This window comes from Tenacibaculum discolor, from assembly GCF_003664185.1.
Classification (GTDB): Bacteria; Bacteroidota; Bacteroidia; order Flavobacteriales; family Flavobacteriaceae; genus Polaribacter; species Polaribacter discolor.
This window is the reverse complement of sequence record NZ_RCCS01000004.1, coordinates 198,564-219,391: the sequence shown is the minus strand read 5'-3', so window position 1 is coordinate 219,391 and position 20,828 is coordinate 198,564. Positions and strand designations below refer to the sequence as shown.

20 protein-coding genes and 1 tRNA gene are annotated in these 20,828 nt (G+C 29.9%); 12 read left to right on the top strand and 9 right to left on the bottom strand.

Annotated elements, in window-relative coordinates; translation table 11 throughout:
- Positions 1-66: 66 nt before the first annotated feature.
- Positions 67-3,762 (bottom strand): N-6 DNA methylase, encoded by a 3,696-nt coding sequence (locus tag C8N27_RS01470; RefSeq protein WP_121145967.1) that lies wholly within the window; start codon positions 3,760-3,762, stop codon positions 67-69.
- Positions 3,762-4,085 carry a helix-turn-helix domain-containing protein gene (locus C8N27_RS01465; protein ID WP_121145965.1) on the bottom strand — a complete coding sequence of 108 codons (324 nt, stop codon included), beginning with the start codon at positions 4,083-4,085 and terminating at the stop codon, positions 3,762-3,764. The genes C8N27_RS01470 and C8N27_RS01465 overlap by 1 nt, the downstream gene beginning before the upstream one ends.
- Positions 4,086-4,451: 366 nt before the next feature.
- On the opposite strand from C8N27_RS01465, the gene tssD reads away from it, so the two are divergent.
- The 7 genes from tssD to C8N27_RS01430 all read left to right on the top strand — a co-directional run bounded on the left by tssD (position 4,452) and on the right by C8N27_RS01430 (position 9,798).
- The gene (gene tssD / locus C8N27_RS01460; RefSeq protein WP_121145963.1) at positions 4,452-5,222 is read left to right on the top strand and encodes a type VI secretion system tube protein TssD; all 771 of its coding nucleotides are present in this window, start codon (positions 4,452-4,454) and stop codon (positions 5,220-5,222) included.
- 1 nt (position 5,223) lies between these two features.
- The gene (locus tag C8N27_RS01455; RefSeq protein ID WP_121145961.1) at positions 5,224-6,444 is read left to right on the top strand and encodes a hypothetical protein; all 1,221 of its coding nucleotides are present in this window, start codon (positions 5,224-5,226) and stop codon (positions 6,442-6,444) included.
- A gap of 1 nt (position 6,445) precedes the next feature.
- Entirely contained in the window at positions 6,446-7,075 is a 630-nt protein-coding gene (locus C8N27_RS01450; protein WP_121145959.1) for a hypothetical protein, read from the top strand.
- 2 nt (positions 7,076-7,077) lie between these two features.
- The gene (locus C8N27_RS01445; RefSeq protein WP_121145957.1) at positions 7,078-7,701 is read left to right on the top strand and encodes a hypothetical protein; all 624 of its coding nucleotides are present in this window, start codon (positions 7,078-7,080) and stop codon (positions 7,699-7,701) included.
- 2 nt (positions 7,702-7,703) lie between these two features.
- A complete protein-coding gene (locus C8N27_RS01440) occupies positions 7,704-8,303 on the top strand; it encodes a hypothetical protein (RefSeq protein WP_121145955.1) in 600 nt (199 codons plus the stop codon).
- 56 nt (positions 8,304-8,359) lie between these two features.
- Positions 8,360-8,944: a hypothetical protein gene (locus tag C8N27_RS01435; protein WP_121145953.1), complete on the top strand. Its 585-nt coding sequence runs from the start codon at positions 8,360-8,362 to the stop codon at positions 8,942-8,944.
- Positions 8,945-9,438: 494 nt separating this feature from the next.
- Positions 9,439-9,798 (top strand): helix-turn-helix domain-containing protein, encoded by a 360-nt coding sequence (locus tag C8N27_RS01430; RefSeq protein WP_121145951.1) that lies wholly within the window; start codon positions 9,439-9,441, stop codon positions 9,796-9,798.
- An 8-nt stretch (positions 9,799-9,806) separates the two neighbouring features.
- On the opposite strand, the gene C8N27_RS01425 is transcribed toward C8N27_RS01430, so the two are convergent.
- From C8N27_RS01425 to C8N27_RS01405, 6 genes are all read right to left on the bottom strand, one after another.
- Positions 9,807-10,106 carry a hypothetical protein gene (locus C8N27_RS01425; protein ID WP_121145949.1) on the bottom strand — a complete coding sequence of 100 codons (300 nt, stop codon included), beginning with the start codon at positions 10,104-10,106 and terminating at the stop codon, positions 9,807-9,809.
- A gap of 10 nt (positions 10,107-10,116) precedes the next feature.
- Complete coding sequence (locus C8N27_RS01420; protein ID WP_147431688.1) at positions 10,117-10,581, bottom strand: hypothetical protein; 465 nt, start codon at positions 10,579-10,581, stop codon at positions 10,117-10,119.
- Positions 10,550-10,759, bottom strand: a complete 210-nt coding sequence (locus tag C8N27_RS15780) for a hypothetical protein (RefSeq protein ID WP_147431687.1) — start codon at positions 10,757-10,759, stop codon at positions 10,550-10,552. The genes C8N27_RS01420 and C8N27_RS15780 overlap by 32 nt, the downstream gene beginning before the upstream one ends.
- Before the next feature lie 427 nt (positions 10,760-11,186).
- Positions 11,187-11,260, bottom strand: a tRNA-Arg gene (locus tag C8N27_RS01415).
- Between the two features lie 75 nt (positions 11,261-11,335).
- The gene (locus C8N27_RS01410; protein WP_099215250.1) at positions 11,336-11,569 is read right to left on the bottom strand and encodes a putative signal transducing protein; all 234 of its coding nucleotides are present in this window, start codon (positions 11,567-11,569) and stop codon (positions 11,336-11,338) included.
- 12 nt (positions 11,570-11,581) lie between these two features.
- A complete protein-coding gene (locus tag C8N27_RS01405; protein ID WP_099215251.1) occupies positions 11,582-11,734 on the bottom strand; it encodes an SsrA-binding protein in 153 nt (50 codons plus the stop codon).
- Positions 11,735-12,324: 590 nt separating this feature from the next.
- Here C8N27_RS01405 and C8N27_RS01400 point away from each other — a divergent pair.
- The 3 genes from C8N27_RS01400 to C8N27_RS01390 all read left to right on the top strand — a co-directional run bounded on the left by C8N27_RS01400 (position 12,325) and on the right by C8N27_RS01390 (position 16,902).
- On the top strand, positions 12,325-14,709 hold the full coding sequence (locus C8N27_RS01400; protein WP_121145945.1) for a TonB-dependent receptor: 2,385 nt from the start codon (positions 12,325-12,327) through the stop codon (positions 14,707-14,709).
- A gap of 89 nt (positions 14,710-14,798) precedes the next feature.
- A complete protein-coding gene (locus C8N27_RS01395) occupies positions 14,799-15,881 on the top strand; it encodes a PepSY-associated TM helix domain-containing protein (protein ID WP_121145943.1) in 1,083 nt (360 codons plus the stop codon).
- Positions 15,882-15,960: 79 nt separating this feature from the next.
- Positions 15,961-16,902 carry a calcium/sodium antiporter gene (locus C8N27_RS01390; protein ID WP_121145941.1) on the top strand — a complete coding sequence of 314 codons (942 nt, stop codon included), beginning with the start codon at positions 15,961-15,963 and terminating at the stop codon, positions 16,900-16,902.
- 73 nt (positions 16,903-16,975) lie between these two features.
- On the opposite strand, the gene C8N27_RS01385 is transcribed toward C8N27_RS01390, so the two are convergent.
- Positions 16,976-17,986: a glutamine synthetase beta-grasp domain-containing protein gene (locus tag C8N27_RS01385; protein WP_099215252.1), complete on the bottom strand. Its 1,011-nt coding sequence runs from the start codon at positions 17,984-17,986 to the stop codon at positions 16,976-16,978.
- A gap of 184 nt (positions 17,987-18,170) precedes the next feature.
- Between C8N27_RS01385 and C8N27_RS01380 the strand changes: the two genes are divergently transcribed.
- Entirely contained in the window at positions 18,171-20,354 is a 2,184-nt protein-coding gene (locus C8N27_RS01380; protein ID WP_099215253.1) for a glutamine synthetase III family protein, read from the top strand.
- Positions 20,354-20,815, top strand: a complete 462-nt coding sequence (locus tag C8N27_RS01375; protein ID WP_208639296.1) for a GNAT family N-acetyltransferase — start codon at positions 20,354-20,356, stop codon at positions 20,813-20,815. The genes C8N27_RS01380 and C8N27_RS01375 overlap by 1 nt, the downstream gene beginning before the upstream one ends.
- The last annotated feature ends 13 nt before the right edge of the window (positions 20,816-20,828 follow it).

The following is a 20,828-nucleotide window of genomic DNA, read 5'->3' as shown; positions in this document are numbered from 1 at the left end:
GTTGGCGTGAGAGCTTTTTTCAATCCTAGGGATGAGGGTTGCAATGTCCTTGAATTTGAGTTGGCTTTATTCCAAATATTTTTTCATAATGGTTTCTTTCTGTTTTGGAATTTGCGCTATTGCTTTTTCTAATTCAGTGATTTTTTTCTCCAATTTCTCTATTTCAGAAGCAATTTTTTCTTGTTTATCTATTGTTGGGAGTGATATTTTTAAGTTCAGAAAGTCCTTTACTTTCACTCTTGGTAAGCTTACTCCACTCATTAGGTTAGAAGTCTGTTCAACAAATCTATCTGATAGTAAAGCATACTTCAAAAGTTTTGGAATACTTGTGTTTAGAACTAAAATATCGGTAGAACAAATTCCGTTAAATTCAGGTTCCGCTACTTTATTAAGATATGGTCTGAGTTTCCCATAGAGAACATCTCCTTTTTTGAATTTATTTTTAGTCGATAAAATATTTTCTCCAAGCTCTTTATTAATGACTATTTTTCCTGTATTACTTTCAATGTGCTCAAGACCAATAAAGGTGTAATTTTTCGTTTTATTATTTTGTGGATTTTCCTTTTCCTTAGAAATTGTACAAAATGTAGATACCGAATTTTCAGAAAAAGAATTTAGAATTTTAAATATATCATTTTTTAATTCTTCAATTTCTTCAATAGCCTTTGCTTCCTGCTGTTCCAAAACCTCAATTTCAGCAACTATTTTTTGCTGAATTTTTATTGGTGGTAGAGGAATCTTTATTGAGTTAATAACGCCAGACAAATTGTTTATGTTAGAACCGCTTCCAATATCCCTAATAGATTGCCTTAGAATTGTATTTAAAAGTTGAAAAAAATATTTTGATTCATTGCTGTTTTTTACTCGAATAATTCCCATAAAACCACCAGCAAAATACTTTGTGTCATCATTTATAAAAGCAACCTTCCCCAAATGCTGCTTACTTCCACTTGAAAAACAAATGAATATATCATTCTTTTTTAATTTCTTTTCTTCAGAAATATTGAAGTCGGTATTTAAGAAAATTTGCTTATTAAGTTCAAATTTTCCACTTAACGTGATGTTGTCTGCCGTTAAAATAATTTTATCGGTTGTATTATTTGATTGGTCACTTTTTGAATAAGTAACACCTCTTATAATTTCAGCAATTTCATCAAACCTTTTGCTTTCCCATTTACTCTCAATTTTTTCTTTTTTTTTAACCGAAAGCGAAATGTTTTGTTCAAAATCAAAACGGTCAAAGGTTAGCATATCAATTAAGTTTTGGTAGCTTACATTTTTTTGAAGAGTTTCGGGAATTTCTAAATCGAACTTGTTTTCTGTAAAAGCTCTGTAAATATAGGTGCTCGCTTTATTTTCATTAGTGAAACTTTTCATGTCATAAAGCCGTGTACATTCATCAATCGTTTTGCTGCGCTGTATTGGGTGCATACCTTCATTTCCTCTACGATTGCTAAATTCGTAACCTAGAAACTGTTTTTCTTTTGCCTTTTGTCCTGTTTTTACTAAAACAACTTTTTGATTATATGTAAGAATAAAATAAAGTAATTTATCTTTTTCTATTTCTAGTATTTTACTCCACTTTTCATCTTCCCTTTTAGCTTTTATCTTTTTGTCGTATTCATTAAATATTTCGTGTTGCTTTATAGCTTCGTTAGGTTTTTTGTTCAATAAAGTTTTATAATCTTGAAAAGAGATGTTTTCCCAAACGTGAGATACATATTTCTCTATTGGTTTTTCAATACCATTTATGGTAATATCTTTAAGATTTGTAAAGAATGTAGCTAGAGATTTTTCTGCTTGTTCAGCAATTGTATCATCTCTACGTTTTAAAAATAAAGTAACTGTACTTGTGCCAGTTGCCATAAAAGTGCCAGAGCCTAGTTCTGTAATGGCTATAATATCAAAAGCTTTTAAAATAATCTCTCTTGCTTGTGAATACAAACCTGAATTACTTAAAATAGAACTTGGTAATATTATAGCTGCAATTCCGTCTGTTTTTAGTAATTGTTTAGTACGTTCGATAAATAAACATTCTATTTCAGAACTTCTATCGCTTAGGCTGTCAAACAATTTAAAATCCTGATTAGCAGAAGCGTTTTTCAAATCGCCTTTAAAAGAACTTACAGAATATGGCGGATTAGAAACAATAAACGAAAATTGAGGTTTTTCTGCATTTTTCTTTAATAGTCCTCTGTAGCTTTTGGAATGTTTGAAACTATCCAAACCATCTCCGTGAATAACTTGTGCTAAACCATCTCCATAAAAATAACAACCAACTTTTGCGACTTTTACTAAACGATAATCTTTTTCTATACCATAAACATATTTACTAGCCCAGTGATATTTGTTGATTCTCCAAGCATTTACGTTTGTTTCTGCATCATCAGTTTCTAACTTTGAAGTATCAATGTCATTTTCAATAACACGTTGGTATTCTTCCATTACTTCGGTTAAGAAGTGACCACTACCTACACTATAATCAATTACGGCGGGAAGCTCTGGAATTGATTGGTTTAACTGTTTCTTTATGTATTGAGAAATAGGTAATGAGCGAACTATGAAACGTGTAATTGGTGGTGGTGTAAAAAATTGACCAGCCTCTTGTTTCAATCCAGTTGTTAGAAGACGTTCAAAAAAATCGCTTAAATGTTGTTGTTTTCTTGGGTAACGAATTTGAAATTTTTGAAGTAATTGAACCACTTCTTTTAATACTTTTTGGTTATCCTCAAAAGTATCTTCATCAAAAACATCTTTTATATCATAAACCTTATTGAATAGTAAAATATGTTTCTTTTTTTCTTCTAGTTCATTTTGAGTTTTATAACTAAACATATCGTCAGAAATTCCTCGAACTTCTTTTTTTAAGAAATCATACATTCCTGATTTATAAAGATTGATTAATCGAATTTGAAAATCAACTGCATTGTCTTTATGTTCTTTCCATTGAAAATCAAGCTCTTTATTCTCTCTTTTTTTTTCGTCAAATATTTTTGCTAAGAAAAGGTTGAAAATTTTATTGAAAGCATTTGGCTTGTCAGAAACAGAATGTTTTCTAAGAATAGATAAGAACTGGTGAAAAATCTTTTTACTATCTTCTTCGTTAAGTGGTTTTAAGTCTTTCTTGGTTAATTTTTTACTTTCAAAAAGATACGGTCTTACCCAATCGTCGAAAATTCCGTTAGTGTTGGTTACTTTGTTCCATCTATCAAAAACATCCTCTACATTTCCAGCTTGTCGGTAATGGTCTTCAATTTTTATGATTTCATTTCTAAATTGAACTGTGCTTTTGTTAAGTTTAGAAGCATAAAGCATTAAAATGTCAGCCGATTTATCTTGTTGGAAGTAAGTCATTAATTGACCTCCATCTTTTTCGGTTTTCTTGAATTCTTTTTCAAATTCCTTTCCCCAAGTTTTACATTCTATCATTAAATATGCAGAACCATCTTCACGAGTTATCAAAATATCAAGCCAACCGCCACTTGCTCCGTGACCAACTTTGTATTTCTTTTCTAAAATTATATTTTCAGGCTTGTAGCCTTTTTCAAGAAGCCTGTCCACACATTCTAAAACTACCCAATTTTCTTGTTGCGAAAAGTTTTGAGTCGTTTCTCTTCCTGCGGTTATTTTGTTTCCGAAGTCAAATTGTTTTTTCTCAAAATCAATTTCAATAGCATAGTTATTATATTTCTTGTGAAATATTCCCGAAGTGTTTTCTTTAGGTTTAAACCCTAATGCTTTTATGAGTTTCTTTTCTTCCATTAGAACTTTAATTTTCCTTGCTTAGCATTTATTGCTTTGATATAAATTGATTGGTTTTCTGCAACTTTAAAAATATTGTCAGAACAACGGTACTCATAGGCTTCTTTTGCAAATTTATCTGCAAAATACAAGTCCTTAACTTTATTATAATCTAATTGAAATAATTGGGCAAGTAATTCTAATTTAGCAACTGGAAATTTTTTTCGGTCGTTTTCAATTTTACTAACGGCAGGTGTGTTAATCTTCACTTTCGCTCCGAATTCTGTCTGACTCCAACCTTTTTCTTCTCGGTTTGTTTTTATGTAGCTTCCGAAACTTGCCATTAATTCATTATACTTTTTATTGTTTTATCCAGTTTTGGCAAAGTTATGAACTCTTAGCTTCATAAGCAATTTTTTGGATATATAAAAATTATCTTCCAAAATATTATAATCAGCATAGGGCAAGGTAAGCTCTTTTTGTTTTTTCATGCAGTACTTAACTCTGTGCGTTGGGTTAAAAGCTAGGAGTTAGTTTGTTTATACAATTTGATAAAGACTATATTTATAAATGGACAATCTTAGCACATAAAAAATGGATTATTCGTAAAGTACAGGAGTAGCTTAAAAATCAGAAAACTACCTGCTTATTTTTCTAAATGTTTTTATATATTTAGGGTCAAAAAATTGTACAACCCCTAAAAAACATCTATGAACATAAAAGCCAAACTCTTTGTATGTGGAGAGGAACGAGAATTAATTGCTACTAGTTTAAATTACATTCGTCTTACCGATTGGAATGGTAAACCTACATCAGCCCTAATGGGAGGTGCTTTTACGGCTACTTTTAAACCAGAAATGTACGATGATACCTTTATTGAATGGATTATAGCCGATAGAAAAGACAATAAAAAAATACGTCACCCTTTTAATCTTTATCTATTAAGAGACGGGAAAGTAGTTTTTTATGAAGATGATTTTGATGGAGTAGAGCTATTCCAGTACAACTTTCAAGATGGAGTACTTATAAATTACCATGAGGTTTTTGATAATCAAAAAGGTATGCAGGTTACCTTAACTATATCGCCTGCAATGCAAGATTATCGTTTTTTTAACAATAGTACCGATTGGCGTAGAAAAAGCCGTACTCGTTATATAAAACCTTGGCAAGAGAGTTTTATACCACCTATAGAAGATACTCCTTATAAAGCACAGGAGAATACTAACAGCAAAAAAGTTTTAAATATTTATTTTGAAGATATAGAAACAAAAGAAAAGGTTAAAAAAGTAAAACCCGACCAACTTGTAGAGTTAGTAATTGTTTCTAAAGAAATGAAAAATAACAAAGTAGATATAGACCTAAATAAATATCCCTTTAATTTTGAGTATAATAAAAAACCTTTAGAAAATAATATTTTAAAAGATATTCTAATAACAAAAGATACTCAGAAACTAACTGTAAAACCCCTAAAACAAGAATAATATGGCTACTGTAACCGAATGCGGAAATCCTAGTAATACTTTTTCTATAGAGCCTTTAGAAATGTGGGAGTTTACCCCCATTGTAAGTTTAGATGCTGAACCAACAGATTATGAAGATGAAAAAGAAACATCTTTAGTGTACAAAAAGGACGAAAAAGTAACATTATCAGATAAAATTAGTAAATCAATTAGAGATAAATATACTTTGATGGAGTTTACTACCGAAAGTAAAAAGTTTTCGTTAAAATTCACTGTTAAAAATGGTACAACAGACCAGTTTTATGATGATGATGGGTATATAAAACCTGAAATAGCATTAGCTAAAGGAGAGAAAGAACTTACTGAAAAGGAACGTATAAAAATAACAGACGATAAGAGTTTTTTAGTAGATTACACTAAGAAAAAAAGTACTCTTATAGAGTTAGATATTGAAATAAACACAGAAACAGAAAAAACTTTTTTTATCAATTTTTATGCTAACGACAACAAGAAATATTTTGATATAGAAGGGAAATATAAGAATGTGTTTTGTGGGCAAATAAAGATAATACACAGTGCTGCGAATGAATGGGAGTTTTCTTTAGAGAAAATACAGGAAATTCGTGACTATGCTAAACTAAACTACGAAAAGTATGACGGTTCAGGAGATGCAAATAGGTATCACCATTGTACTGATACTCATAAGTATATAGTGTACAAATTATTAAATCACCCTAATGATTTGTATTTAGGAAAAGACCAAAACCATTTGCCTTCAGCAAACAGAGTTACACCTAATGATTTTAAAAAGGCAGGGGAATCAACCACAGATGATGTACGAGATAAATTAATTTCATTAACTTATGCAGAACCATCAAAAACCTTTACTGTAATTGATATTAACGGAAGAGAAGTAGTAACATCTAATGGACAAGCAGGAAATACAGATGTGGAACTAAGTAGGTTCAAAGAAAGTCCTGTGGAGTATATGAAAAATAAATGTCCTAAAGATGGTTATTATGTGTTTATAGGTGCATATAACGCTGACTACCATTCGTTTACTATTGTAGCTAATAAAAGGGGAGAAAATATTAGCTTTGAGTTTATAGACCAATTAAGTGGTGTAGTAAACTATACAGAAAATAATTTTGAAAATTCCAAACTACTCCATAGTATAGGGTTTTATAGATCTTATTTTCCAATGAAATTAGAACTTTATCAATTAAGAAATAAGATTAAATAAGATGAAACAGCACATAATCATTTTACTATTCTTTAGTTTGCCTTTTTTTAACTGTAAAAAGAAAGCAGATAAATTTTCAAATGTTGTAACTAAGGAGAATAATATTGATAGTTTAAAAATTTCAGTTATAAAAAATAATGAAGTAACTAAAAATAAAAAGTTACGATTGACTGGAAGTTATGATTTTAAAAAGTTACTTGATTCGTTAAAAAATATTAATCACACCAAAAATAAATATAAAGATTGGATGAGTGATTATAGCTATGTATTCTCTGGATTATTTGAACTTGATTCAGAAAAATTTCAAGTAAAAACAACTAGTTATGAGTATAAGAATCAGGTAAAGTTTTATTTACACACTATTACACATACAAATGATACAATTTCTATAAAAACATTTTTAGAAAATGCTCAAGGTAAACAAACTGAAGGTTATATTCGAAGTAGAGTTTTAATATTTGCAATGCTTAATGATAAAGAAGCTAACTTTATTGATATACCTGAAAAGTTAAACTCTTATAAATTAAGATTAGAATTAATAGATACTTTATATAAAAAAATAAATAGTGATGTAATACTTTGTAATAGGACTAAAAAGTGTATTTATAAAGACTTTAGAGAAAAGAAATAGTTATGAAATATTTATTAATGTTATTTGTTTTTATCATTTCATTAGGGTGTAAAGAAAGTGTAAAAAAAGATAAAACAATAGCTAGAGACATAAATTTAGAAGATAGTAGTTTTCAAACCTCAAAGGTTAATAAATTTAAACAGATTGAGAAGAAAAAATTATTAACAAAGAATGATTTTAGCAATGTAATAGGGAAGCTGAAGAATATTAAAAATACTGGCAGTAAATATTCAGATATGTTAACCAATAGTAGTGCTGGTTTTGTTCACGATATTTTTAGTTTAGATGAAGATGAATTAATTGTGAAAACTACAAGTTACACATACAAGAAAGATTTAGTTTTTTATTTACACAATATAAAATGTGTTAATGATTCAATATCTATTAAGCCTTTTTTAGAAAAAGCACAAGGGAAATTCACAGAGGGTTATCTAAGTAACAGGGTGTTCATTTTAGCAATGAAAGATGATATGACTGCAAATTATATTGATATTCCTGAAAAAATGAACCCTTATAAATTGAGGTTAGAGTTATTAGACACTTTATATAAAAGAATAAAAAGTGATGCAATACTTTGTTACAGAACTAAAAAGTGTGTTTATAAGGATTTTAGAGAAAAGAAATAGTTATGAGGTATTTGATGTTAATTTTTTGTGCAATATCATTAACTATTAATTGTAAAAAAAAATCAGATAATAACCTTATCGGGAAAAACAAAAAAGTAGGTATAACTAAACCTGCTAAAGATACAGTTTACTCACTTTTAGATACTATTAGTTTTGAAAGAGTACTGAAATCTATCAGTAATGTAGAATTATCACAACCACAAAAGTCAGATTGGTTAACTAATAATGATAGGTTCCTCTCGCTAACCTCTATTGACCTTGAAATGTATACTTATAAGGTAAAAACAAAAAGTTATAAGTATCGTGATAGTGTCACTTTTTATATTCATAATTTAAAACATAAAGATAATACTCTTTCAATGAAACCATATTTAGAAAACCTTAGAGGAGAAAAGACAAGAGGTTATTTAGGGGATAGAATACTAATTTTTGCTATGAGAAATGACAAAGAAGTCAACTTTATTGATATACCTGAAAAAATGAACCCTTATAAATTGAGGTTGGAACTAGTGGATACTTTATATAAGGAAATAAAAAGTGATGTCATTATTTGTGATAGATGGAATAAATGTATCTATAAAGATTTTCGAGAGAAAAAATAATCATAAAGTATTTAGCTGTTACTAGTTACGTTTATTATTTGAAGAAGACATAGTTAATGAAAAAGAATATAGATAAACAAATAGAGAAACTTATCAATCCATCTGTAGTTTTAAGAATAGATGGTTTAAGTAAATCAAACCCTGAGTATGATTTATGTTTTTTTAGTACTTTACTACTTTGTATATGGGAAAGTCTTTATAATAAAGACTTGAACCCTTCTTATCATATAAAAGATTCTGTAGGAAATATATATTTTAATGAAGAATTACGAATTAAGATAAATAATGGGGTTAATACAATTATAAATACGGCAAAAGGGTTAAGGCTAGAAAACAAGCCAAAACCTTTTTTTATGAGTATATATGACTATTTATATATAGAAGACTCAAATAGTAATAAACTATATTGTTATAGCAAAGAGCTTATGGGGACTAGTCTATTTAATAGTAGTATGTTTTCAGTTGAATTAAAAAAGCCTATAGATGAATTAACGCAAGAGGATTATTATAGTTTTCTAGGGAAAAACTTTAAAGAGAATAATGGTCGATTAATAAATGGAAAGGAAGAAAAGGTGTTTTTAACGTTGCATAGCTATAATCAAAAGAAAAGCGTGTGGAAAACCCGTCTACTTACATTTTGATAAATATTTTGTGATTATTTAAAAACTAAGAGCATAAATGTAGTGTCACTTAGCTAAAAAAAACAACCCAAGTATTTAATACTTGGGTTGATACCGCTTAAGGGGAAAAAAGCGATTTTTGGTTTAAAGAAGCCCCTTCACAAACTTCAAAAAACCTAGCCGCCCCCGACTAGAAAATTTTCTTTTTAATACAAAAGAAAAGTCCCGCTTTCTAATTTTTAAATTCTTTGACTTAACAACATAGATAGTATTAGTTTTAAATAGAGTTATTTAGTCTTTAAGAATTAGTTTTTTGTTTTTAGTCTCTTGTTGCTTTAATTATTGTTTTCTACTATTGCTACTAATTTTTATAGGGAATCACTATAAATTACCTATATTTGAAATGTTACACGGTGTAAATATAATCACAATTTTGTGATTTACAAATATTTTAGTCACAAAATTGTGATTTTTTTTAAAAAACAAGAAAGTTGTTTTTAACTTGCTACTAATTAATGAACGGTTCAGATTTAAAAGTATTAAGAAAGAAATTTGGTTTATCTCAAGAAGAATTAGGAGAACTAGTTGGTTTGAGTAAAAATACAATTTATAATTATGAGAATAGTGGAGTTGTACCCAAATCTAAAATCCCAATTTTAGAAAAGGTATTCAAAGAATATGATAGAAAACCCAGCTCTGAAACTAAAAACCTTTCTGAGAAAGATGCTTTAGATGTTATAGAAAAAATTCTCTTGCATGAAGATGAACTAATGAAGTATGAAAATTTTTATTTATGGGTCAAATCTCTAAGAACAGATGAGAGAAATAAGACTTTAAAAGAAGTTCTTAAAAATAGATTGGACAGTATAGATTAATTGTCTTTCTATAGTAATTTATATCCAAATTGTTTAAGTTTTTTAAAATCGTCATTATTTAAACTTAAAAACTCCATAATTTGATTACTATTTTCTTCTAATTCTATTATACTACTACTAATATTGTTTTTGATTAATTTAATCTTTTTTAAATTGTCTATTTCGTGTAGGTAAACATCTAATTCAGAAATAGAAATATTTTGTGTATTAACTAGCTCTTGTAAAAGATTTAAAGCAGCAATTTTATCAATCGTGTTATTCTCTATTAGTGTTCTAATTTCTTTAGCTTTTTCAATTTTAATATCCATTTCAATTTATTTATTCTGTTTTTGTTAAAATATCTTTTTTTAATAAATCAATCGTTTCATTAACATCTTGTTTAAATTTCTCATTTTCTAATTGTCTCTTGGTCTTTATTAGATTGAACCTATAAATAATGTATAACATTAATAAAAAACCAATAGTAGTTCCAATGGCATAAGTTTGTAGGTAATAATCATCAAATCTTATGTTTGGTCTGAAAATCCATATAAACTGTATTGTATAAATATAAACAGGGATAATATATGCAGTTTTAAACGGTCTAAATGCAGATGCTATTATTAAGAGGATAGGGGATAATGTTTGACTCAAAACCCAAATAAAAGTTGAAGTTTTTCCAAATCCGAATTTATTTTCTAACTCAAAAGGAAAAACCTTGTCTGTAAACAAAATTAATCCAGACAAGGCTACTAAAAAGCTACCAATTATACTAATTGCTACCTTGTGATCCTGGTCTTTCAATGTCCTTTCTATCGACGTTATAAACTTCCAGACTTTCATTGTTTAATTCTTCTAGTTCTTTAGACTCATCAGTACAACTAGTTAATAAAAATGTAGAAAATACTACTGCTAAAATTAAAGTTACTTTTTTCATAATTACTCTATTTAAAATTAATACTAGAGTAAATATAATAATCAATAATTTGTAGCTTAAACTAGCTAATACTGATAGTTAAATTAAATTGGATACTAGAATCATACTAGAAATAAATCAAGAAAAGGAATTCTTAGAGAAAATTGATAAGTGTGCCATATTTTAACTGATTTATTTCGGGGGATAATTCTAAGTATCATTATAATACTTATCAACGCTAATATATGTAAAATCTTAATTTATAGTACTTTTTTATATAAAAAAGTATTTTGAATGGCTAGAAGTAATTTACTTTTTAATATTCTTAAAAAGTAAATAAAACTATTTTTGTTTTAGAGGGTTGTTGTAATTGAAGAAAAGCCATAGTTTTATTTTAAAGACTCATGTTTTAGAGAAAAGCAATAAACTTAACACTATACTTACCCTTAAAAAACAAACCCACTGATAATCAGTGGGTTTTTGTTTGCTTTTGTGACCTCGGCAGGATTCAAACCTGCAACCTCTTGAGCCGTAATCAAGTGCACTATTCAGTTATGCTACGAGGCCTTTTTGCGGGTGCAAATATAAGAATGTTTTTTAAAATCTAAAGCAAAAAAATAATTTTTTTTCAAGCTTTTTCAATTATTTGTCAGCTTCTATTTCTTGTTTAAAATCGTCGATAGTGCTTTGAGCTTTTTCAAGGTCTGATTCATAGATATATACGTCAACAGAATTACCTAAAGTTCCAAAACCAGCAACTCTTCCAGCTTCTTTGTTATCTTTTACTAAATACGGAACTTCAATTTCATCAAGTAATTGACTTAATCTGTTCGCAAGGATTTGAGATCCTGAGAAAACTTTAATATGCATGTTCATAATGGTAAATTTTTAATCCAACGAATTTATTGTAACATAAGCACGCCATCCAATAATAGCCAATTGAAATTTTGATGCTTTTGATATATCCAATTCCTTTTTAGTAAAGGAAGGTAGTAGAGCCTTGTTTAGTTTGGCTAAAAACTTAAAAAAACTTTTTTTCATTAGTAGTTGATTCTACTATCAAAAATAACGAAAAATAATTTGTTATAATAAGAAAGTATAAACTTTACTTAACTTAAAATGAAAAGTATAGGTTTTAACAAGCCAATCTCTTAAAAGATCAATTCCAGTAATAAATAAGCAATTTTAATGCTTATTAGAATTAGTTTTAAAGCAAGTATAATCATGTTTGATTTATGTGTTTTTAGTTAGTAAATAATGATGAATTCCGGAATTGTTTTTTCAATATATGAGAAAGGAAATATTTCAACCAAATTTTAAAACATCAATTATTCAAATTGAGTTTTGATTTAAGGTTAAAAAAGTAAATTTAGTTTTAAAATGTAACTATTATATCTATAATTGTGTTTTAATTATAAATATTAATGGGTTGTTTTTATTTGTTTTTATAAGGTTTTAAAGGGCTTTTTTTGAGTGGATTTTAAAAGTAAAGGAAAAAGAGTTTTAAAAACAGTTGTTTTTAAGGAGTTCCATTTCTTCTGAGATAAAAAAATAAGTTTTTCTTAATAAATGTTTGGTACTAATTTGAGAGGAGATATATTTGCAATTTAAAATAAATCTAAATAAATATAATGAAATTTTACGTAATAGTAGCAGCTTTATTTTTAACCTTCGGAGTATCAGCTCAGTCTAGTTTAAAAGGAAAGATAAAGGATGAAAAAGGTCTACCAATTTATGGGGTTAATATTCATGTCTCTGAACTTCAAAAAGGTACTACCACTGATGAAAATGGAAGCTTTGTATTAAAAAATATAAGAGAAGGTGTTTTCAAGGTGATTTTTAGCATGATCGGGTTTCAAACCATAACAAAAGAAATAACATTTACTCAAAATAGTACAGTTGAGATAGTACAAGTACTAAAAGAAAATGAAGAGAGTTTAAATGAAGTTGTTGTTTCAGCTAGTAGACGTTCAGAATATCTTTCAGAGATACCAGCATCAATAACTGTTGTCAACCAAAAACAATTAGCAGATTTATCAAACTCAACAACTAATATTAATGAAATATTAGAATTTACAGTTCCTGGTTTGGCAGTATCTACAGGAACTTTTTCTAACTGGGGACAAACATTACGTGGTCGTTCTTTATTGGTGATGATTGATGGTGTTCCGCAATCTACTCCGTTACGTAACGGTCAATTAGGAATAAAATCGGTAAGTCCTAACGATATTAGTCGAGTAGAGGTTATTAAAGGAGCAACTTCTATTTTTGGAAATGGAGGAAATGGAGGTTTTATTAATTACATTACCAAAAAGCCAAATAGTAGTGAAAAAATTGAAGGGACTACCAATATTTGGGGTACTTCTAATTTGACAAAAACCAAAGATGCTCTTGGATTTGGAGCTTATCAATCACTGCGTGGAAAAATAGATAAATTAAACTATTATGTAAGTGGAAGTTATGAGGAAACAGGAAATAAGTATGATGCAGATGGTAAAGTTATACTTCCTACTTATGGGTTGGATAATACAAGAATCTATACTGCTTTAGCTAAATTAGAGTATGAAATATCTGATAAACAAAAAATAAGTATTGGAGGAAATTTATATAATTCTTTACAAGACACACCTTTTATACCTGTTCCAGGATCTTTTGAAGTGTATAATGAAGAAGGAGATTACACCTTAACACCTGGTTATGGTATTGAAGGATCTATTGAGGGACAAGAACCTACAGGATCTAAACTGTATAATGGAAACTTGAAATATGACTTAAATAATATTTTTGATGGTACAACAGATTTTACAGCTGATGTGTATTATCAAAAAACAAAAAACATATTCTTTTATTCAGACAAATTTGAAAATGGAGGTCAATCAGTAATTAATGCAGAAAAGTATGGCTTAAGACCAAACTTTAATACTACACTTACTCCAAATGAATCAACAGAGATCTCATTAACCTATGGTTTAGATTTGTTAAAAGATAAAACTAATCAAGGGTTGTTAGATGGTAGATTATGGGTGCCAAATATTGAAATGTTTAGTTGGGCACAATACATACAATCTACAGTAAAATTTAATGATGAATGGGTTTTAAAAGCAGGATTAAGATATGATGATATGAACCTTGCCATAGATGATTATAATACCTTACCATATTCACCTTTAGGTGATGGTAATTTTAACCCTTCAGTAGCGGTAGAAGGAGGTAAATTAGGATTTGATAATTTGGCTTTTAATGCTGGGGTTAGGTATATTAAGCACCAAGAGTTTATTCCTTATGTAAGTTACTCTCAAGGTTTTTCAATTGCTGATTTAGGCTCTGTTTTACGTTCAGCAAAAGCAGATAGTGTTGAAGATATTCAATTAGAGCCAGCAGTAACTAAAAATTATGAGTTCGGATTTTTATCAAAGTTCAAAAACTTTAGACTAGAGGCTGTAGGATATTACAGTGTTTCTAATTTAGGAACAGGGGTTGTATTTGATGAAAATATAAATTCTTTTGTACCATCAAAAAAGCCACAGAATATTTATGGAGGAGAAATAGCCATAGACTATACTGCTTTTGATAATAAATTACAAGTAGGAACATCATATTCTTACGTTGAAGGTGTTACTCATAACGTGGGGGATGAAAACAACTTAACTTATTTAGGAGGAGATGTTATTTCAGCACCTAAGTTAACAGCTTATGTAACATGGTTACCAACAAACAAAATAAGTACCTCTTTACGAATGACTAATTTAGGAAATAGAAGTCGTTTTAATTCGTATTTAGATGCAAACGATAATTATACGTTTAGACATACACAATTTCCAGTAGAAGGATACACTTTACTTAATTGGTCTATGAACTATAAACTGCAAGAAAATATATCAGTTTCATTAGCGGTAAATAACTTGTTAAACGAATATTATTTACCAGCAAGATCACAATGGGCAGCACCTTTAAGAACTTTTACTGGTACAGGTGAAGGAACAAACGCTAAATTAAGTGTATTGTATAACTTCTAAGAGAGTTAATAACATCTTACATTTGCAAAATTATAAACCCAGTGTCTATTTTATTTTAGACTCTGGGTTTTAAAAATAAAAGATATCAATTGCAGCAGATATATAAAATAATTTGGAAAATACATTTATGGCTAGGTCTTAGCTGTGGGATTATTGCATCATTTTCAGGCTTAACGGGATCATTGTATGTTTGGCAACCAGAAATAACTTCATTACTAAATTCGAAATTATTAAAGGTTGAAGATTTTTCTAAAATAAAAGAAAAAACAATTTTAAATTCTGCGTATTTTTTAGCTACGCAGAATGAAGGAGAAGTAAATAAAGTTTTTTTGCCTTACAGAGAGCAGCAAACAATTTCAATAAATTATAAAAACGGAAAAACATTGTATTATCACCCGAAAACAAGAGTTTTTTTAGGTAAAAAATCGGTGTCCATACAGTTTTTTGAAACACTTCTGAAGTTACACCGTACATTAGGAATACCTACAATAGGTAAGTATATTATAGGCACAAGTGCTTTGTTATTCTGTTTCTTCTTGTTAACAACAGGGTTTTATATGTGGTGGAAAGCATATAAAAATAACCTATCAAAAGGATTTACGATGAAGTGGAAACCCAAAAAGAAACGTTTTCATTTCAATTTACATAAAGTATTCGGAATTTATTTTTTGCTGCCATTAATGATAATTGCATTTACAGGAGGTTACTTTACTTATCATAAAACCTATAAATCAGCTTTGTCTATTTTTAATGGTTCAGATAAAATAATCTTGGATAATGAAGCAAAACAAGCTAAGATTTTTTCCTTGGAAGAGGCAGTATTACAAACCGATGGAAAATATGTATTAAGAGCTATTTATTATCCGAAAGACAGTTTAGGAGTTTATAAACTAAGATATATAAAAGATCGATTTATCAAATCAGGACTTAGAAGAACAAAAGAAATGGAGCTAAATCAACAAGGTAAGTTGCGAACGTTATCAAGTTTTGATTTTGATCCAAATAATAATAGGATAGTAGCTCAGTTTTATCCAATACATATAGGAGAAATAGTTGGGGTATTAGGTAGGGTCTTAGTGTTTATATCAGGTTTGGTACCTTTAATTTTATTAATCACAGGTTATAAGGTTTATAGCTCAAAAACTAAACGATTAAAAAAGACTATTAATTAACATTTTTCTTAGAGGTAGTAGCTGAATTTGTTTTCATATTTGCTTGCTAAAAATCTTATCTTCGCCCAAAAAATATTTTATGAGCATTCTATATATTATTATTGGTTTAACATTGTTGGTGTTAGGAGGGAATTGGCTGTTAAAGGCAGCAGTAGGTCTATCACTTAAATTACATATACCAAAAATAGTAATAGGTATGACAGTGGTATCGCTTGCTACATCAGCACCAGAATTAATCGTAAGTATTAAATCAGCTTTAGATGGAGCTACTGGGTTAGCAGTAGGAAACGTTATAGGATCTAATATTGCGAACCTAGGTTTAGTATTGGGAATAACAGTAATACTATCGTCAATTGATGTAGAAAAAAGTTTTTATAAAACAGATTGGCCAGTAATGATGATTGCTTCCGTGATGTTGTACTTCTTTATTGTGAATGATAAAATAATTCAGTTTTATGAAGGAGCCATTTTATTTGGAATGTTAGTCGTGTTTTTAATTTATTTACTACGTTTTCAAAAACAAGCTGTTGTTGATGAAATGCCTGAAGATGATGAAGAGTTACCATTATACAAAATAGTACTGTTTTTAGCAGTAGGTGGAGTTGGTTTATGGGGTGGATCAGAATTATTAATAAATGGTTCAGTAAGTTTAGCAAAGAATTTAGGAGTTAGTGATGCTATAATTGGAGTAACAGTAGTATCGGTAGGAACAAGTGTTCCTGAATTAGCGGCATCAATTATTGCAGTATTAAAGAAAGAAAAAGCCATTTCATTAGGAAACCTAGTAGGTTCTAATGTGTTTAATATTTTAGCGGTTTTAGGTATTACAGCAATGATTACTCCTGTTGAAGTGAAACCAGATGCATATAGTTTAATAAACAATGATATTTATTGGATGTTAGGGGTTTCGTTTGCTATACTCCCTTTAGTGTTTATTCCAAAAGGTATGCGTTTAGGATGGAGAGATGGAATTATCTTATTAGCAGCGTATGCAACCTTTATTTATCTAACTATTTCGTAAATGAAGAAACTAGTATTAAAATAAAAAAAGCCGCTATTAGCGGCTTTTTTAGTTGTGTTGTTGTGTTTGTTAATTATATGTTGGCACCTTTTACGGTTTCTATAATTCTACCAGCTACTTTGTAAGGGTCAGCATTTGAAGCAGGTCTTCGGTCTTCTAACCAACCTTTCCAACCTTTCTCTACAGTAATAATAGGAATACGGATTGAAGCACCTCTATCAGAAACTCCATAACTAAAGTCAGATACATGGGCTGTTTCGTGTAAACCAGTTAAACGCTCATCATTGTTAGCTCCGTACACATCCATGTGCTCATCTGTAACAGGTCTAAATGCTTCACAAATTTTTTCGTAAGTTTCTTTAGAACCACAAGTTCTTAATGTAGTGTTAGAGAAGTTTGCATGCATACCAGAACCATTCCAATCTCCTTTTACAGGTTTTGGGTGATATTCAATATAATAACCGTATTTTTCAGTTAAACGATCTAATAAATAACGAGCAACCCAAATTTCATCACCAGCTTTTTTAGCGCCTTTAGCAAATAATTGGAATTCCCATTGCCCTGGAGCAACTTCTTGGTTAATTCCTTCAAAGTTTAAACCAGCTTCAATACATAAGTCAGCATGCTCTTCCACAAAATCTCTTCCCCAAGTGTATCTTCCACCTACAGAACAGTAGTATTTTCCTTGAGGTCCAGGAAATCCACCACGTGGGAATCCTAAAGGTAAATCAGTTTTAGTATCCATTAAGAAATACTCTTGCTCAAAACCAAACCAAAAATCATTATCGTTATCATCAATTTTAGCACGTGCATTAGATGCGTGCGGAGTACCGTCAGCATTTAAAACTTCAGACATTACTAAGAATCCATTTTTTCTAGTTGGGTCAGGATAAATAGCAACAGGCTTAAGTAGGCAGTCAGAAGCACCTCCAGAAGCTTGTTCTGTTGAACTTCCATCAAAAGACCAAATAGCGCAATCTTCTAATTTACCGCTAAAGTTTTCTTCAACTTTAGTTTTACTACGCATGTTTTGAGTTGGTTCATGACCATCTAACCAAATGTATTCTAATTTTGATTTACTCATGATTTTTGTTTTTGTGTTGTTTTCGAGTCAATTATGGGGCAAAATTGAGTATTTTTTATCAAAAGTCAAAATTTTTTAGGGTGTTTTTGTTTAAAATTAACTTTAAATTAATTTAACCCCTATTTTTTTAGGGGTGTTTGTTTTAAAAATGTATTTTTGATTGTCTAATTTAATACTTTATTATATGTCAACTTTAAGATTAAATGCTTTACAAGAGGTTTTACATAGAGAAACTGTTGTAGTAGAAGAAAATGAACGTCGTTCAGAATTGTTTGGTAAAAACGTGTTTAATGAACAAGCAATGCGTCAATATATGACCAAAGAGGCATACCAAAGTGTAATGGATGCTATTGAATTTGGAACTAAGATTGATAGAAAAACTGCTGATCAGATTGCGGTAAGCATGAAAGATTGGGCATTATCTAAAGGAGCAACACATTATACACACTGGTTTCAACCTTTAACGGGGTCTACAGCAGAAAAGCACGATGCGTTTTTTGAAACTGTTGAAGGAGGAGGAGCAATGGAGAAGTTTGATGGAGGTCAGTTGGTGCAACAAGAGCCAGATGCATCGAGTTTTCCTAACGGAGGAATTCGAAATACTTTTGAAGCACGTGGTTATACGGCATGGGATCCAACATCACCAGCGTTTATTTATGGTACTACCTTATGTATTCCAACAGTTTTTGTAGCATATACAGGTGAAGCGTTAGATAATAAAGCACCATTGCTAAGAGCATTACAAGCGGTTGATACAGCAGCTACAGCAGTTTGTAAGTATTTTGATAAGAATGTAAGTAAAGTAAATGCAACCTTAGGTTGGGAGCAAGAGTATTTTTTAATTGATACGGCATTAGCAGCAGCACGTCCTGATATTATGATGACAGGTAGAGCATTGTTAGGACATGCTCCAGCAAAAGGCCAACAATTAGATGATCATTACTTTGGATCAATACCTACAAGAGTATTGAATTTTATGCGTGATTTGGAACATGAATGCATGCTGTTGGGAGTACCAGTTAAAACACGTCATAATGAAGTAGCACCAAATCAGTTTGAATTAGCACCAATTTTTGAAGAAGCCAACTTAGCGGTAGATCATAATTCATTATTAATGGATGTCATGGAAAAAGTATCGCAACGTCATAAATTTAAAGTGTTATTCCATGAAAAGCCATTTGCAGGAATTAATGGTTCAGGAAAGCATAACAACTGGAGTTTATCTACCAATACAGGAGTTAATTTATTAAGTCCGGGAAAAACTCCAATGAAGAATTTACAATTCTTAACCTTTTTTGTAAATACCATTAAAGCGGTTCATGATTATGAAGAATTAATAAGGGCGTCTATAGCAAGTGCAAGTAACGATCATCGTTTAGGGGCAAATGAAGCGCCACCAGCAATCATATCAGTTTTCATAGGTTCACAATTATCATCGGTATTAGATGAGCTAGAAAATGTAACGAAAGGAAAACTATCACCTGAAGAAAAAACAGATCTAAAACTAAATATTGTAGGTAAGATTCCTGAAATCTTATTAGATAATACTGATAGAAATAGAACTTCACCTTTTGCCTTTACAGGAAACAAGTTTGAGTTACGTGCTGTAGGTTCATGGTCTAACTGTGCAGGACCTATGACAGTACTAAATACGATTATAGCTAGACAATTAAATGAATTTAAAGAAGAAGTAGATAAATTAATTGATAGCAAAAAACTTAAAAAAGATGAGGCGATATTTAATGTGTTAAGAGAATATATTAAGGCATCAAAAAGTATTCGATTTGAGGGAGATGGGTATGGAGAAGCTTGGGAGAAAGAAGCAAAGAAAAGAGGCTTGTCAAATAACAAAACAACCCCAGAAGCTTTAAAAGCAAAGATTTCAAAAAAAGCAATTTCTCTTTTCGAAGAAATGGGCGTAATGAATAAGGTAGAGGTAGAAGCACGCCATGAAATCGAGTTGGAAGAATATTCAAAGAAAATTCAAATTGAAAGTAGGGTGTTGGGTGATATTGCAAGAAATCATATTATACCAATCGCTATTCAATACCAAAATACCTTAATAGAAAACGTAAGAGGACTGAAAGAAATTTTTGGAAATAATTTTGAGAAGTATGCTAACGAACAAATTGATTTAATTCAAAAAATATCAAATCATATTGCTGAAATAAATTCAAAAGTTGAAGATATGATTGAAGAACGTAAAAAAGCGAATAAGCTGGAAGGGCAGAAAAATGCAGATGCATATTGTAATAAAGTAAAACCTTATTTTGATGAAATTCGTTATCACTGTGATAAGTTAGAGTTAATGGTTGATGATAACCTTTGGCCTTTAACTAAGTATAGAGAGTTATTGTTTACTAGATAATGAGTGATAAAATAAGTTTAGAAAGATTAAATTCCACTCACGAGAGTTTTATTCGTCTAGTAAAAGAACTAGACGAATACCTCTCAGGAATTAACGGTGATCAAGATACTTTTTTTAAGGGATTTAACACCATAGATAAACTACAGTATATAGTGGTGTGTTACCTAAATAAGGTGGAGGTAGGTTGTGGTGCTTTTAAGCGAATTGATGATAGAACTGTTGAGGTTAAACGTATGTACGTTAAACCAATATACAGAGGAAAAAATATAGCAACCTTGATTTTAAAAGAACTGGAAGAGTGGGCAAGAGAAGAGCAGTTTAGCTCTGTTGTTTTAGAAACTAGTAAAACCATGCAGCCAGCGGTACATTTGTATAAGAAAAATGAATATGACGTTATACCGAACTATGGCCCTTATAAAGCTGTAGAATCGAGTATATGCTTTAAAAAAACATTGAACTAAATAGTTTAAGGTA

Bases quoted from the DNA above. Each gene is read 5' to 3' on its own strand.
- C8N27_RS01470 (WP_121145967.1), bottom strand. From the start codon at position 3,762: ATGGAAGAAAAGAAACTCATAAAAGCATTAGGGTTTAAACCTAAAGAA.
- C8N27_RS01465 (WP_121145965.1), bottom strand. From the start codon at position 4,085: ATGGCAAGTTTCGGAAGCTACATAAAAACAAACCGAGAAGAAAAAGGT.
- tssD (WP_121145963.1), top strand. From the start codon at position 4,452: ATGAACATAAAAGCCAAACTCTTTGTATGTGGAGAGGAACGAGAATTA.
- C8N27_RS01455 (WP_121145961.1), top strand. From the start codon at position 5,224: ATGGCTACTGTAACCGAATGCGGAAATCCTAGTAATACTTTTTCTATA.
- C8N27_RS01450 (WP_121145959.1), top strand. From the start codon at position 6,446: ATGAAACAGCACATAATCATTTTACTATTCTTTAGTTTGCCTTTTTTT.
- C8N27_RS01445 (WP_121145957.1), top strand. From the start codon at position 7,078: ATGAAATATTTATTAATGTTATTTGTTTTTATCATTTCATTAGGGTGT.
- C8N27_RS01440 (WP_121145955.1), top strand. From the start codon at position 7,704: ATGAGGTATTTGATGTTAATTTTTTGTGCAATATCATTAACTATTAAT.
- C8N27_RS01435 (WP_121145953.1), top strand. From the start codon at position 8,360: ATGAAAAAGAATATAGATAAACAAATAGAGAAACTTATCAATCCATCT.
- C8N27_RS01430 (WP_121145951.1), top strand. From the start codon at position 9,439: ATGAACGGTTCAGATTTAAAAGTATTAAGAAAGAAATTTGGTTTATCT.
- C8N27_RS01425 (WP_121145949.1), bottom strand. From the start codon at position 10,106: ATGGATATTAAAATTGAAAAAGCTAAAGAAATTAGAACACTAATAGAG.
- C8N27_RS01410 (WP_099215250.1), bottom strand. From the start codon at position 11,569: ATGAACATGCATATTAAAGTTTTCTCAGGATCTCAAATCCTTGCGAAC.
- C8N27_RS01405 (WP_099215251.1), bottom strand. From the start codon at position 11,734: ATGAAAAAAAGTTTTTTTAAGTTTTTAGCCAAACTAAACAAGGCTCTA.
- C8N27_RS01400 (WP_121145945.1), top strand. From the start codon at position 12,325: ATGAAATTTTACGTAATAGTAGCAGCTTTATTTTTAACCTTCGGAGTA.
- C8N27_RS01390 (WP_121145941.1), top strand. From the start codon at position 15,961: ATGAGCATTCTATATATTATTATTGGTTTAACATTGTTGGTGTTAGGA.
- C8N27_RS01385 (WP_099215252.1), bottom strand. From the start codon at position 17,986: ATGAGTAAATCAAAATTAGAATACATTTGGTTAGATGGTCATGAACCA.
- C8N27_RS01380 (WP_099215253.1), top strand. From the start codon at position 18,171: ATGTCAACTTTAAGATTAAATGCTTTACAAGAGGTTTTACATAGAGAA.
- C8N27_RS01375 (WP_208639296.1), top strand. From the start codon at position 20,354: ATGAGTGATAAAATAAGTTTAGAAAGATTAAATTCCACTCACGAGAGT.